This is a genomic window from Pseudoalteromonas agarivorans (assembly GCF_024518735.1).
GTDB lineage: Bacteria > Pseudomonadota > Gammaproteobacteria > Enterobacterales > Alteromonadaceae > Pseudoalteromonas > Pseudoalteromonas atlantica.
Genome location: NZ_JANIGJ010000002.1, coordinates 79,449 through 93,532, shown reverse-complemented (window position 1 = coordinate 93,532; position 14,084 = coordinate 79,449). Strand labels below are relative to the sequence as shown.

8 protein-coding genes are annotated in these 14,084 nt (G+C 40.0%); 4 read left to right on the top strand and 4 right to left on the bottom strand.

Translation table 11 applies throughout. The annotated features are described in order from the left end of the window. Positions 1–45: 45 nt before the first annotated feature. From NQT65_RS04765 to dinG, 4 genes are read right to left on the bottom strand one after another with little or no spacing between them, the layout of a single operon-like run. Positions 46–942, bottom strand: a complete 897-nt coding sequence (locus NQT65_RS04765; protein WP_256850622.1) for a histone deacetylase family protein — start codon at positions 940–942, stop codon at positions 46–48. Beyond that, the gene (locus NQT65_RS04760; RefSeq protein ID WP_024033711.1) at positions 942–1,550 is read right to left on the bottom strand and encodes a primosomal replication protein; all 609 of its coding nucleotides are present in this window, start codon (positions 1,548–1,550) and stop codon (positions 942–944) included. The genes NQT65_RS04765 and NQT65_RS04760 overlap by 1 nt, the downstream gene beginning before the upstream one ends. After that, positions 1,551–2,327, bottom strand: coding sequence for a TSUP family transporter (locus NQT65_RS04755; protein WP_138684588.1), 777 nt, complete (start codon positions 2,325–2,327; stop codon positions 1,551–1,553). Then, positions 2,327–4,402 carry an ATP-dependent DNA helicase DinG gene (gene dinG / locus NQT65_RS04750; protein WP_256850621.1) on the bottom strand — a complete coding sequence of 692 codons (2,076 nt, stop codon included), beginning with the start codon at positions 4,400–4,402 and terminating at the stop codon, positions 2,327–2,329. Before dinG ends, NQT65_RS04755 begins: the two co-directional genes overlap by 1 nt. A 232-nt stretch (positions 4,403–4,634) precedes the next feature. Here dinG and NQT65_RS04745 point away from each other — a divergent pair, with 232 nt between their 5' ends. The 4 genes from NQT65_RS04745 (at position 4,635) to NQT65_RS04730 (ending at position 14,073) form a co-directional block, all read left to right on the top strand. Continuing rightward, positions 4,635–6,977, top strand: a complete 2,343-nt coding sequence (locus tag NQT65_RS04745) for a DNA polymerase II (RefSeq protein ID WP_256850620.1) — start codon at positions 4,635–4,637, stop codon at positions 6,975–6,977. A gap of 245 nt (positions 6,978–7,222) precedes the next feature. Further along, positions 7,223–9,844, top strand: coding sequence for a TonB-dependent receptor domain-containing protein (locus NQT65_RS04740; protein ID WP_256850619.1), 2,622 nt, complete (start codon positions 7,223–7,225; stop codon positions 9,842–9,844). Positions 9,845–9,911: 67 nt separating this feature from the next. After that, entirely contained in the window at positions 9,912–10,781 is an 870-nt protein-coding gene (locus NQT65_RS04735) for a class I SAM-dependent methyltransferase (RefSeq protein WP_256850618.1), read from the top strand. Positions 10,782–11,235: 454 nt separating this feature from the next. Then, a complete protein-coding gene (locus NQT65_RS04730; RefSeq protein ID WP_138684593.1) occupies positions 11,236–14,073 on the top strand; it encodes a TonB-dependent receptor in 2,838 nt (945 codons plus the stop codon). The last annotated feature ends 11 nt before the right edge of the window (positions 14,074–14,084 follow it).

Genomic DNA, 14,084 nt, shown 5'->3' with positions numbered 1-14,084 from the left:
CTAGCGCCTTTTATAGAGTCCGTTTATTTGAGTGTATACTAAGCACTAAAATAAATCGATAGCAGCTTTAAATAGTTGTTTATGAACATTAATTAACGCATTTAAATTACGTTGATAACCGCCACCTAAAGCGCACATAAGTGGGATGTTATGGGCTTTGCAGTAGTTAACAATAAAATGATCGCGCGCATAAACCCCTTCATGCGATACGTTAAATAACCCTAGCTCGTCTTTTTCGTAAATATCAGCCCCTGCGTTATATAAAATAATGTCGGGGTTATGAAGACGCACGCAAAATTCGAGGGCTTGTTTTAACGTTGTTAAGTACTCGGTATCTGATGTGTTTGCAGGTAGGGCGAAGTCGTAATCGGAGTGTTGCTTTAAGCGCGGAAAATTTTGCTCGCAATGGATAGAGCAAGTAATTATAGCGTTATTATGTTGCGTAATTTGTGCCGTGCCATCGCCTTGGTGTACATCACAATCAAATATTAATACGGTATCGGCTTGGTTTGTATTGATTAAATGCGCGCCAGCCACAGCCAAATCGTTAAAAATACAAAAGCCACTGCCGTAATCGCTATATGCATGATGATAGCCACCACTTAAATTAGCGCAAAAACCATGTTTTAGTGCGTATTCGCTGCCTTGAATACTGGCCCCAACCGAAAGTAGCGTACGCTCTACTAATTTGCGTGAATACGGGAAACCCATTTTTTTAATTGCTTTATTACTGAGCGTGGCGTTTAAAAAATCATTTATGTAGCCTGGGCTATGGCACAGTGCAAGCTGCTCGGGCGTAGCTTTGGTTGGTGTATTAAACTGTGTAGTCCCAAAGCCTAAGCGTTCTATTTCTGCTTTTAGCATTTGGTATTTTTGAATAGGAAAACGGTGGCGCTCAGGAAGCGTTAAATCACTGTAAAGCGGGTGGTAAAAAAGCTGCATTAGCGTAATTGTTGTTTTTCGACTTGTTGAATTTTATCTTCGGTGGCCGAAATAGCTTTACGACAACGGCCTAAACGCGCATGCGTGGTTAAAATTTCCATATTAAGTTTTTGCGCTTGCGCTGGGCTGGCTTTTTCCATTTGTAGTTTACGCTCTTCAATCATTAACACTAAGCGTCGTTCAAACTCATGGTTTTGTTTAAGCTCGTCGTATAGCTCGTGCGACGATTGCATTATTTTTTTTACGGCTTGCTTATAAACCGTATTTTTGGGTCTAGGTTTGTACTGGCTTTTGTTTTCTTTTGCCCAGATGGGGGTCGATTTAATAACACTAAATACAGCTTGTACTTGATTACCTATGCGCTCGAGTGCATAAGCATAAGCATGGCGATGATCACTTGGTGGTAAGCTGGTAATTTCGTCTTCAATTTCTGTTACGTAGTCAGTTAGGTTCATGCTTTTAGTACTAAATACGCCGCGGTCAAATAAACTAGGCTGCGCCTGCATATAGCGGTTTTTAGAAAACAACTTTGCGCTATCAAATTGCTCAGCTTGTTGTTTAAGCGTAGCAACTTGTTGGCGTAATTTATCTAACGCGTGGGTTTGCATTTACAAATAAGCCTCGTAAATCAGTTTTAATGCTAGCAGTATAACCATAGTGTTAAAAACAGGGCGAATAAACTTACCGCCAAAGCGAATGGCTGAGTGAGCGCCAATCCAAGCACCTAACATAATAAAAAAGCCCATGATAAGGCCTAATAAAAAGTTTACATGACCAAGTGCCACAAAGGTAATAAGCGATATAAAATTAGATACAAAGTTCATTGAACGGGCTAAACCACAGTTAAGCAGTAAGCTCATTTTATAAAATAAACTATTAGATGCGGTCCAAAAAGTACCGGCGCCTGGGCCTGCTACGCCATCAAAAAAACCTAACGCTAAGCCCTGTAACCACTGCTTTAGTTTAAGTATTGCTGTTACTTTTGGTAAATCATCGCCCTGTGTGGTGCTTAAACTACCAAACAAGCTATAACAGGCCACCATAATAATAATGATAGGCAAAAGCTTATTTAAAAATTCAATACTTAAGTGATCGACTATTAACGTACCAATCACAGCGCCTATGGCTGTAGCAAAAATGGAATTTGCCCAAAATTTAGGACTAAATAGATTTTTTTTATAATACGTGTAGCTGGCCGTTAATGAGCCAAAGCTTGCCGCAAGCTTGTTGGTGCCAAGCGTTACATGCGGTGGCAAGCCTGCGGTGAGTAGTGCAGGGACTGTTAATAAGCCACCGCCGCCGGCAATTGCGTCAATAAAGCCAGCAGCAAGGGCTGCGGCACATAAAACTGCCAGTGTTGTGGGATCTAAAGCAAGTTCAAACATTAATAATCTATTTGTCTTTTAAAAGGTGGTAAGGTGTCGAGCATGGCTTTGCCGTAGCGCTTGGTAATTAAGCGTCTATCGAGAATGGTTATACGGCCTTCATCGCTCTCTTTTCGCAGCAGTCTACCACAGCTTTGTACCAATTTCTTTGCTGCATCGGGCACCGTAATAGACAAAAATGGATTACCGCCTTTACTTTGTACAAATTCGGCTTGGGCTTCTTCTATTGGTGATGTAGGTACTGCAAACGGTATTTTTGTAATTATTAAGTTTTCTAAATATTTACCAGGTAAATCAAACCCTTCTGAGAGGCTTTGCGTACCAAATAAAATACTACCTTTACCGATATCAATATTTTGGGTGTGTTTTTTTAATAATGCCTCGCGCGACATTTCGCCTTGCACTAATAAGTTAAAACCTTTTGTTCTAAGAAACTTAGCCACATGGTCCATTTGCCAGTACGAGGCAAACAACACCAAATTAGCTTTTTTTGTGTTTAAGTACTCTGGCAATGTTTGCGCTATATGGTCACTAAATGCTTTGTCGGTTGGCTCAATTTTACTTACCGGGATACGCAAAGTGGCTTGTTTAGGGTAATCAAACGGAGAGGGCACTTTAATAAACTTAACGCCTTCTTCTTTTGCTAAGCCGCTTTCATAAGCAAAGTGGTCAAACGAACCGAGGGCACTTAAAGTTGCCGAGCATAGTACCGCCCCTGCGCATTCATTCCATAGCTTGTCTTTTAAGTAGTAGCCAACTTCGATAGGGCAATCACTTAATAGGTGATCGTGATGGTTTTTATATTCTAAACGTTTGATCCACCTTGCGTGAGGTGTGCCTTCGCCTTTATTTGCATAGCTATACCACAGCTTATTTAATTGCTCTAAGCGGTTTATATAGTGCCCGCTTTCGGCCAAAACAGGGTCGGCAACGTAGGGTTTTATATCGCCATCGCTTACATCTTGAGTGAGGGTATCGTGCATTTTATTTAAACAGCGCAGTGCATCTAGTGTGGCGTCACTTATATCTTTAGCTTTGTTGTGCAATGATTTTGGTATTTCGCCATGCTCAAAACGATATGTATCGTCTTTTGAGTATTCAAAGTCGGCATTATCAAGAATATCACGTACCACTTTTAAGTCTTTATTAGCATCGTTAATGCTATCGCACAATTTGAAATTTTGACCAATGGCCTTTTGACCTACTAATACTTTAGACATTTTGCCACTAAATTTAGTGAGCTTATCGAGCCAATCAATGGTGCCTTTAATAGTGGCCGCTGCCGATGAAAAGTCGCGGGTAATATGCGCAAGGTGGTGAGCTTCATCTATGACATAAATGGTGTTATCGGGCTCGGGTAAAATTTTACCGCCCCCTAAATCCAAATCTGCCAGTAGCAGTGAATGGTTAATAACAAGCACATCCATTTGCATAAGCTGATTACGAGCAAGCTGAAACGGGCAGGTTTGATGGGCTTTCATTTGGCGTTGGCAAGCGTGTTTATCGCATGCGATTAAGTTCCACACTCTATCGGGTATGGTGTCGGCCCAACTATCTCTGTCGCCTTGCCATTTTTTATTTACATAGGCATCGTAAAGGCCTTTTAAACATTTAGTTTCCATATCACTTAGCGGCGAGGTAAGTGTGGGCATAAACTCCATTTGCGTTTGGCTATCGCCATTAACAGCGTTATGTAATTTATGGGCACATATATAGCGTTGCCTACCTTTTACTAGGTCAAACTTAAAGTCGAGCCCAGAGTGTTTTTTAAAAAAAGGCAGCTCTTTTGCTATTAATTGTTCTTGTAGGGCCACGGTAGCAGTAGATATAACCAGCTTCTTTTTTTGAGCAAGGGCAAGCGGTAACGCGCCTAAACAATAAGCAAGCGATTTACCAGTCCCTGTGCCAGCCTCAATAACACATATTCGCTGCTTTTTATGGTATTCGCCAGCCAGTGTTTTTGCTATTTCGGCAACAAGGTAGTTTTGGCTACTGCGGGGGCGGTAATCACTAAGGTTACTAGCCACATGCTGGTGTACTTGCCTAATTGTTTTTTTTAGTTGGTCAGAAAGCATGGGGAGATAAACCTAAAATATGTATATAATTACAGTGTATGGATTTTAGAGTTATAACCGTGTAACTACAAGCAAGGATGAAATTAATTTAGTAAATTAATGCGGCAATTTTTTAAGTTTATAAATTACTCCCTATTATGGCCTGTTTATATTTTGAGGTTGAACAATTTTCAATCCTTAACGTTCATGGCTCTAAAGTAGAAAAACAAAATATAAGTAAGGTTTATTGATAGTGTATTTAACATCTGGTTTTGTACTTTCTGCACAAGCGCACGATAGCGCTCAGGGTTTACAATATGAAATTTGGTTTGCTACCGATAATGGACCAATAAAGACAATTTCTGAGAATGAAACTGCACTATTTTTTATAAAAAACGCAGATGAAAAAGCAGCTAAAGCTATTTTATCTGCCGAATCACTAAACTTTTTAATTAAACCTCTTTCACTTAAAAATTTTCAGCAGCAAGATATGTGTGGCTGTTACTTTTACTCACTCAAACACTTTTATAGCGCGAGCAAAGCGTTAAAAAGTCGCGGTATTACACTCTATGAAGATGATATAAGGCCCATTGAGCGCTATTTAATGGAGCGCTTTATTAAAGGCGGGGCGTGGGTCACGGGTAAACGAGTGGATCATGCACATTACACTGAAATTTTAGATGCTAAATTAAAAACCAATGCCGAATATACGCCTGTGCTTTCTAAGTTGTCACTTGATATAGAGTGCAATGAAAGTGGGGTGTTGTTTTCTATTGGCTTGGTAGGCTGTGGTTTAGATTGCGTAATCATGATCGGAGAGCCTGAGCATCACGACCCAGTGATTGGTTATACTATTATATGGTGCGCAGACGAGGTTGCACTATTACAGCAACTTGTAACACTTATTAAGCAGTGCGACCCAGATATTATTATTGGGTGGAATGTTATTGAGTTTGATTTTGCAGTTATTTATGAGCGCTCTGTGGCACTTGGGGTAAAACTATTACTAGGAAGAGGAAACCTTCCTTTATATGTTCGAAAAGGCCATTTTACACGGGTTTCTATTCCCGGGCGCTGTGTAATTGATGGCATTGATACTCTAAAAAATGCCACTTATAGTTTTGAAACTTTTTCACTTGCTAATGTAGCTAAAGAAATTTTAGGCGAGTCTAAATTAATTGAATCTAGTAATAGCTTACAAGAAATTATTCGTCAATTTAATGAAGATAAACTCTCGCTCGCTAACTACAATCGCCAAGACTGCATTCTCGTTAATAAAATATTCGATAAGCTAAAACTTCTCGATTTTGCTGTTATTCGCACACAATTAACAGGCCTTGAGCTGGAAAAGCGCGGCGGCTCAGTGGCGGCTTTTGTAAACATGTATTTGCCTTTATTACATCGCAGCGGTTATGTAGCACCTAATATGGGCGACCATGGGCTGACGTTTGAAAGCCCAGGTGGTTATGTTATGGAGTCGGTACCGGGGCTGTATAAAAATGTCATCGTGCTTGATTTTAAAAGCCTGTACCCCAGTATTATGCAAACCTTTTATATAGACCCGCTTGGACTAATAGAAGGGATTGAAAACCCTGAAAACAGTATTGAAGGGTTTAATAACGCATTGTTTTCAAGAGAGCAGCACCATTTACCAGCGCTTATAAAAAGCCTAGCGCTACAGCGCCAACGGGCAAAAGATAATCACGATTTAATGCTATCTCAAGCGATTAAAATAATAATGAACAGTTTATATGGTGTATTAGGCTCACAAGGCTGTCGTTTTTATGACCCTCGACTCTCAAGCTCTATTACTTTGCGTGGTCATGAGATAATGCTGCAAACTAAAAAGTGGATTGAAGAGCAAGGTTATAGTGTTATTTACGGAGATACAGATTCGACCTTTGTAAAATTAACGGATGATTTAAGTGTTGAGGCGTGTAATAAAATAGGTAAACAGTTAGCTAAACACATAAACACATTGTGGCAGCAAAACATACACGCTAAACATAATTTAACTAGCCATTTAGAAATAGAGTTTGAATCGCTTTACAGCCCATTCTTTTTACCCACCATAAGAGGTAAAAGTGTGGGGTCTAAAAAACGCTATGTAGGGCAGTTAATAAAGCCGGATGAATCAAAATTGGTTTTTAAAGGCTTAGAAACCGTAAGAAGTGACTGGACTAAACTGGCTCAACAGTTTCAATTTGATTTATTTACCCTCCTTTTTGAGAAACCAGAGCAAATAAATGACCTTGTAAACGATTACATTAGTAAACTTTTACACGGTGAGTTTGATCATTTGCTGGTTTTTAAAAAACGTTTAGGTCAAAACTTAACCGACTATCAAAAAAATATCCCTCCACATGTGCAAGCAGTAAAAAAGTTTCAGAAACAAAATAGTGAATTTACGCTAAAAAGAGGTGAATTTGTTACATTTGTTTACACAACCCACGGTGTTGAGCTGTATCAAGGGCTGCATAGCTACGACTACCCATTGTATATAGACAAACAAATTGTACCTCTATTAGAAATGGTTACGCAATTTGTTAACGTTAACGTAAACAGTTTCGAGCTAAAACAGTTCGAATTATTCTAACTTGTACCTATTAATGCAATTTTTGATTACATAATCCACGCTATAGCTTTATTTTTGTACAGCTATTCCTCATCTAAGCTAAAAAACAATAAAAAACCCTTTTTTAATTAATATTTGGTTAACAGTAGTTGGCTTTTAGATATTTTTTGTTTAGTATTTGGTTTAGTCGCTGTTAATAAACTGTGACAACAAAAAATAATTAAATAATAGTCGCTTCTAACAAGTGGTGACCCAGGGAGAATCAAATGTTAAATAATAAAGTTTCAAAGGCAGTTCGCTTAGCGATTGCATTTGGTGCAGTATCAACAGCTGCATTTTCGTCAAGTTCATTTGCTGCAGAAGAAGAGTCTGCAGAGAAAGTAGAACGCATCCAAGTAACTGGTTCACGTATCAAACGTACAGATTTAGAGGGTGCTTCTCCGGTAGTATCTATTACTTCTGCTGATATCAAGCTAGAAGGTGACTACACAGTTGCAGATGCACTACGTTCTAGTTCATTAAACTCATTCGGTTCGTTCTCAGAGCGTTCTGGTAGCTCAGCACAATCTCAAGCAACTATCAATTTACGTGGTGCTGGCTCACGCCGTACTTTAGTACTTTTAAATGGCCGCCGTTTCCCAGGTTCACCAACACTAGGTGGCGCTTCTGCTAACCTTAATGCTATACCAATGGCAGCTGTTGAGCGTATCGATATCATGACTGAAGGTGCATCTTCTATCTATGGTTCTGATGCAATGGCAGGTGTTGTTAACGTAATTATGAAAGAGAATTTTGAAGGTTTAACTTTCAACATTGGCGCGGGTCACCGTGACCAAGATGAAGGCACTACTTCAACTGAATTTTCTGTAGTTGGTGGTGTTTCAAACGATAAAGGTAACATTACATTCTCTTTCGATCACCAATCTCGTAAAGGTATTTCAGATGCTGACCGTGACTACACTAAAGCTCAGCTTGGTGATTTAGACGGTGATGGCGACATTGAAGCTTACACTGCAGATACTGTAGGTTGGTCTTACTACGGCGCTACTGTACTTTCACCTGATTTTGCTACAGCGTCAGCTTCACTTTTATGTGATGATTTAATCTCTGAATACGGTGAAGATACTTTCCGCCGCGTTGATGCAAACGAAAGCTGGGGTCCAGGCTCTGAGTACTGTATGTATGCGTTCGCTAACGTATCTTACAACACAGCTTCAATTGACCGTAACACATTATATGTTAGTGCTAACTACGAGCTAACAGACGACATTGAGTTCTTTGCTCAAACAATGTTTGTACAAAACTCTTCATTTGGTCGTTACGCTCCACCGGCTGCACCATGGGAAAACATGGCAGCTGATAACCCGCACAACCCATACGGTGAAGACGGTGCATATGGTTTATTCCGCTGGGTAGGTATAGGTACACGTGATGGTAACGTAGACGATTACAACCAAGATTTAACAGCTGGTTTACGTGGTGATTTAGATTGGAACAACGCTTCTTGGGAAGTTTACTACCACCACAATAAAGCAGATAACAAATCTGTGGGCGAGTACTACCTTTCTTACAGCGGTTTAGCATACAACGAAGCTAACGATATCGATTTAGGCTCTGATGAAGGCATTGCCAACATGAAATCGACTACGTTACAAAGCTCTGCTTCTACTTTTGACCAATACTTTGCTGGTTTAGGTTTTGACTTATTTGAACTACCAGGGGGCGCTGTTGCTCACTACGTAGGTGTTGAGTACTTTGAACAAACTTACGAAGATATTTACGATGGTCAATCTGAAGCTGGCCTAATCGGTGGCTCTGCTGGTAACTCTTCAATGGGTGACCGTGATGTGACAGCTGTTTTCTTCGAATCAGTACTACCAGTTTCTGATACAGTAGAAGTAAACTTAAAAGCGCGTTACGATGATTACTCTGACTTCGGTGATAACCTTGCTCCTGCAGTATCTGCTCGTTGGCAGGTTGCTGATAACGTAGTGATTCGTGGTTCATACTCTGAGTCGTTCCGCGCGCCAGGCCTAGATTTACTTAACGCAGCACGTACATTCTCAGCTGAATCTGCAATCGATTACTCTGCAGGCTCTACTACATCACGTCAGTACGATACGTACTACACAGCAAACTCAGAGCTTGAAGCGGAAGAGTCAGATTACATCAACTTAGGTGTGGCGTGGGATGTAAACGACAACTTAAGCTTTAAGTTAGATTACTTCCAACTTTCTATTGATAATGTTATTCAGTCTAAATCTCTACAGGGCTTATTATCTGATGAGGCAGCTGGCCTAATCACTGCAGTAAGTGCTGATACAGATACGTCTAACGAAACTTTCTACCTTAAGCGTTCTGCTTCAGGTACGCTACTTGAAGCGGGTACTTCTTACTTTAACGGTGCTGGTTTTGAAATTGAAGGTTTTGATTTCACTATTAATGCAAACATAGAGACTGATTTTGGTGACTTCCGCTTTAACAATGTTAATAGTGTAACACTTTCATACGATTCTGAAGTAGGTGGTGTTGTACAAGATACTGCTGGTTGGTCTGGCCAACCTGATCTTAAGTCAGTAGCAACAATTTCTTGGTCACTTGATGATCATACAGTATCTTGGAACTCTACTTACACAGCAAGCACGTCTGAAACTGAAGTTGATGAAGATGGCGATGGTTTCTACGAGCAATCAGGTGATTTAGATAGCTGGTTAATCCATAACTTAACTTACAGCTACAATGCAGGTCCTTACGGCGCTGTAACATTTACTGTAAGTAACTTAACTGACGAAGACCCGGTTCTTTCTTCAGCTGGTACATGGGATAACCAAGACCTTTACAACAACTTTGGTCGTGATTACCGTGTAAACTACTCAATTAGCTTCTAATATTAATTAGAAACAGGTTGATATATAGGGCTGAATTTATTCAGCCCTTTTTTTATGGGGATTTTTTATGGAAAATTATTGGAGTGAGTATTGGTCTCAAGGGTATTTAACTTCATTTGGGCAGGATATTAAGAAAAACTATACAGGCAAGCTCAAGCAGAGCTGGACAGGTTTTGCTAGTGAGCTTAGTCCACAGTGTAAGATACTAGACATAGGCACAGGCAATGGCGCACTGGTACAGCTTATACACGATAGTAGTAAAGATCAGCTGAGCTTTATTGGTATTGATAAAGCAACAGTGGCAAAGAGCGTTACAGGCGTGCCCGACTCTAGTATTTTATCAAATATAAGTGCAGAGTCCTTACCTTTTGAAAATAATGAATTTGATGCGATAGTGGCTCAATTTGCAATTGAATACAGTGAGCTTTCGAGGAGCATTCCTGAATTATTTAGGGTATTAAAACCGGGTGGGTTATATCAAATTGTTTGCCACGAAATAGATTCAGATATAGTTAAACCAAATGTGCTTATATTGGAGTCTGCTGTACGTGTACGTAGTGACTTGTTAACTCCTTTAAAGCAGCTAATTGATGAGCTGAAAAAAGATGATAATGCTCAGGTCAATAGCTTGATAAAAACAATAAATAACCTTATCCAGCTTGAAAGGCAAGTACACCCTCACGCAGTTAATGGAACACGGTATCCCGACTTTTTTCAGTTTATTTTGAATAATAGAAAAATTGATTTGCAACGCGCTTATCAATTATTTACTCAAGAGCTCGAAGGGCTGATCTTTAGGTTAAGTGACTTAAAGCAAGCGGCGTTAAACTCTCAGGATATTAGCCAGTTGTTATTGTTAGGCGATAAAACATTTAAAGAGGCTTTAGTTGGCTCTAATAATGAATATATCGGAACGCTTTACAAAGGACGCAAATAGCTAGCCCCATCACTCAATTTTGTTCTGTTCTGCGCATTAATAATCTAGCAGCTTTGATGGTATTCCAAAGGTCATACGAGCTGCAGCTCCCGATTCCTCTACTTTTTGGCGACTTGTTAAACATTGTTCTTGGTTACCTTGTCATTTATAAATTTTAAATTACCTTGTTAACACCTTTAAAAATGTAAATAAGTAGAAGTATTTTACGTTTTATTTTCAAAAATGCATTGTGCCGATTATTGGTATATTCATATTTTATTTTTTGTCCCTTTTATCGAAATAAACTAATATTAATTATATTTAAAATGATGTGAATTATTGGTTTTAATATGTTGACTATGTTTATATATTGATACTAACATTCACAAAAGAAGCGATACTTTCACTTCTTAAGCTATTTATTTAATGGCTAAAATAATAAATATATAAATAAAATTATTTCAGGGAGAATCCAATGTTAAATAACCAAGTTTCAAAAGCGGTGCGCTTAGCGATTGCTTTTGGTACGGCATCTACAGCTGTATTTTCAGCAAGTTCAATTGCTGCTGAAGAGGGAGTTGAAAAGGTAGAGCGTATAGAGGTTACCGGTTCACGAATTAAACGTGCAGATCTTGAAAGCGCTTCTCCAGTGAGCATTATTACTACTGAAGATATGAAAGTTCAGGGTATTTCAAATATTTCCGATGCGTTACAAAACCTTACCGCTCAGTCGGGTGGATTAACTGCTGCTGTAAATAATGGCGGTAATGGTAATGCAACTGTTAACTTAAGAGGTATGGGTTCATCACGTACATTGGTACTTGTTAATGGGCGCCGTATGATTGCCTCAGGTACTGGTGCATCTTCTACCGTGGATCTGAATGCCATTCCTTTTAGCGCTGTAAAACGCATAGAAGTTTTAAAAGACGGTGCATCGGCTGTTTACGGCTCTGATGCTCTTGCTGGTGTGGTTAATATTATCATGCGCGATGACTTTGAAGGCTTTGAGCTAGATGCCAGCTATGCAGAGACAGGTGAAGGTGACGGTGAAGAAGCTAGCTTAAGCAGCACCTTTGGTGTGAGCAGTGATAAAGGTAATGTTGTTGTAAACGTTGGTTTTTACGACCGTGGTACTGTACGTGCCAGCGACCGAGATTATTCAGCATGTCCATACGCTGAAAGTGGCGGTGAGCGTTTTTGTGCCGGTTCTGGTAACTCTTTAGGTATGAATGCAATCTTAGATGATGGTAGAAGAGTTCAGTTTGAGCCTGGCGGTAACGGTTCATCAACTGATACTGGCTATCACACATATGTGGGTAGTGGCGAAGGCAACGATACCTATAACTACTCTTCTGCTTCATACTTATCTACGCCTGCAACTCGTTATAATGTGAGCGTGTTAGGTAATTATGAATTAGCAGATAACTTAAACTTTTTTGCAGAAGCGTACTATACAAACCGTACCTCAACGCAACAAATGGCACCAGCACCTATCAACTACACATACAGTGTTGATGGTCGTAGTTGGGTATTAAGTCAAAACCCAGAAGTTTACCCATTCTCAGGCTTGTATGATTTTGCAACTCCTGGCGACAATGTAGACATGTTACCACTGCGTCGTATGTCAGAAATGGGTGGCCGTGTATTTGAGCAAGAAGTAAATACAGCACAATTTACAACTGGTTTAGAGGGCTTTATCGCTGATCAATACGCTTGGAATGTGTTCTATACATATGGTCGAAATAGCGCTATTGACCGTTCTAAAAACTACATCAACGTAGACAAAATGATAGCGTCAGTAAATGAAAACTGTGAAGGTGTCTCGGTTACAGGTTCGCCTAGTGACTACACGGTTACAGGCAACGATGCATCTGCTCCATGTATTAACTACTTCGGTGAAGGCGCGCTTTCACAGTCAGATGCCGATTACTTGCGTTACACCGATCAGGGTACTTCAGGTACAGAAATGCACCACTTAGGCGCTTCAATTTCGGGTGATTTATTTGAAATGCCTTCTGGTGTTGTTGGCTTTGCATTTGGTCTAGAGCACCGTGAAGAATCAGCATTTAATCAACCAGATGCATTCTCTTCATCAGGTATCGGTTCAGGTAATGCTGTACAGCCAACTTCTGGTGGCTATAAAGTTGATGAAGCATATGTAGAGCTTGTTGTTCCACTATTGAATGATTTACCACTGGTTCAGTCTTTAGATTTAGAAGCTGCGCTTCGCTACTTTGACTACGATACATTTGGATCAGATACTACTTATAAGTTAGGTCTAACTTGGCGTATGACAGATGAAGTTATGCTTCGCTCTGTATTATCAACAGCATTTCGCGCACCAAGTGTAAGTGAGCTTTACGGTGGTCAGTCAGATAGCTTCACCAATTATACAGACCCTTGTACTGGTTTTGGTGGTGCTGGCTTTGATTCTAGATACCAAACAGCCTGTGCTTCTGATGCAGCAGCCGGCCTAATTCCTTCAGATGGTACGTTTGCACAAAACAGTGGTCAACTTCGTGCTGTTGTTGGCGGTAACCCAGACCTAGGTCCTGAAACTGCTGATACATTTACAGTTGGTCTTGTTGTTGAGCCTATTGAAGGGCTAAGCTTTACTGTTGATTACTACGATATTGAAGTAGATAACGTAATAAGCTCTGTTGGTATTACGACTAAGCTAGATAAGTGTTATAGCGCGGGTGAAGAAGGTGGACAAGGTGGTTCTTTTGCACTTTGTGAAGGTGTTGTACGTGATGCAACGGGTAACTTTGATGGTACTCCATCACTTGATCAAAACCTTTCTACTTGGAACCTATCGGGCGTAGATTTCAACGCTCAATATAGCTTTGACGCTGCTGGCTTAGCGTGGAGAGCTGATTGGGAAGCTTCTTACATCTCTAAGTGGGAAGTACAAGAGTTTGCTGGTGAGCCTATTCAAGATTACGTAGGTGTTGCATCAAGTGGTTCTGGCTCAATTCCTGAGTGGAAACATAATGTAAGCTTACGTGCAGCCGGTGATGATTGGACTGTTTCATACAAAGTGATGTATGTAGATTCGCTTGTTACAGAATCAGTTGCATTATTTGATGGAGACCCTGCGGATTACTATTCACCAGAAGCTGACTCGTTTGTATCACATACACTAAGTGGTACTTACCAACTTAACGAGCATGTTTCGTTACGTGGTGGTATAGATAACCTAACAGATGAAGAGCCTCCATATTACAGCGATTATGATGATGCCAATACAGATACTACGTTGTATAAGTACATCGGTCGTAACTTCTTTGTAGGTACAACTATTTCATTCTAAGCATAAGCTTT

Excerpts from the sequence above, each read along its gene's own strand:
- dinG (WP_256850621.1), bottom strand. The coding sequence starts at position 4,402 with ATGCTTTCTGACCAACTAAAAAAAACAATTAGGCAAGTACACCAGCAT.
- NQT65_RS04760 (WP_024033711.1), bottom strand. The coding sequence starts at position 1,550 with ATGCAAACCCACGCGTTAGATAAATTACGCCAACAAGTTGCTACGCTT.
- NQT65_RS04730 (WP_138684593.1), top strand. The coding sequence starts at position 11,236 with ATGTTAAATAACCAAGTTTCAAAAGCGGTGCGCTTAGCGATTGCTTTT.
- NQT65_RS04765 (WP_256850622.1), bottom strand. The coding sequence starts at position 942 with ATGCAGCTTTTTTACCACCCGCTTTACAGTGATTTAACGCTTCCTGAG.
- NQT65_RS04740 (WP_256850619.1), top strand. The coding sequence starts at position 7,223 with ATGTTAAATAATAAAGTTTCAAAGGCAGTTCGCTTAGCGATTGCATTT.
- NQT65_RS04755 (WP_138684588.1), bottom strand. The coding sequence starts at position 2,327 with ATGTTTGAACTTGCTTTAGATCCCACAACACTGGCAGTTTTATGTGCC.
- NQT65_RS04735 (WP_256850618.1), top strand. The coding sequence starts at position 9,912 with ATGGAAAATTATTGGAGTGAGTATTGGTCTCAAGGGTATTTAACTTCA.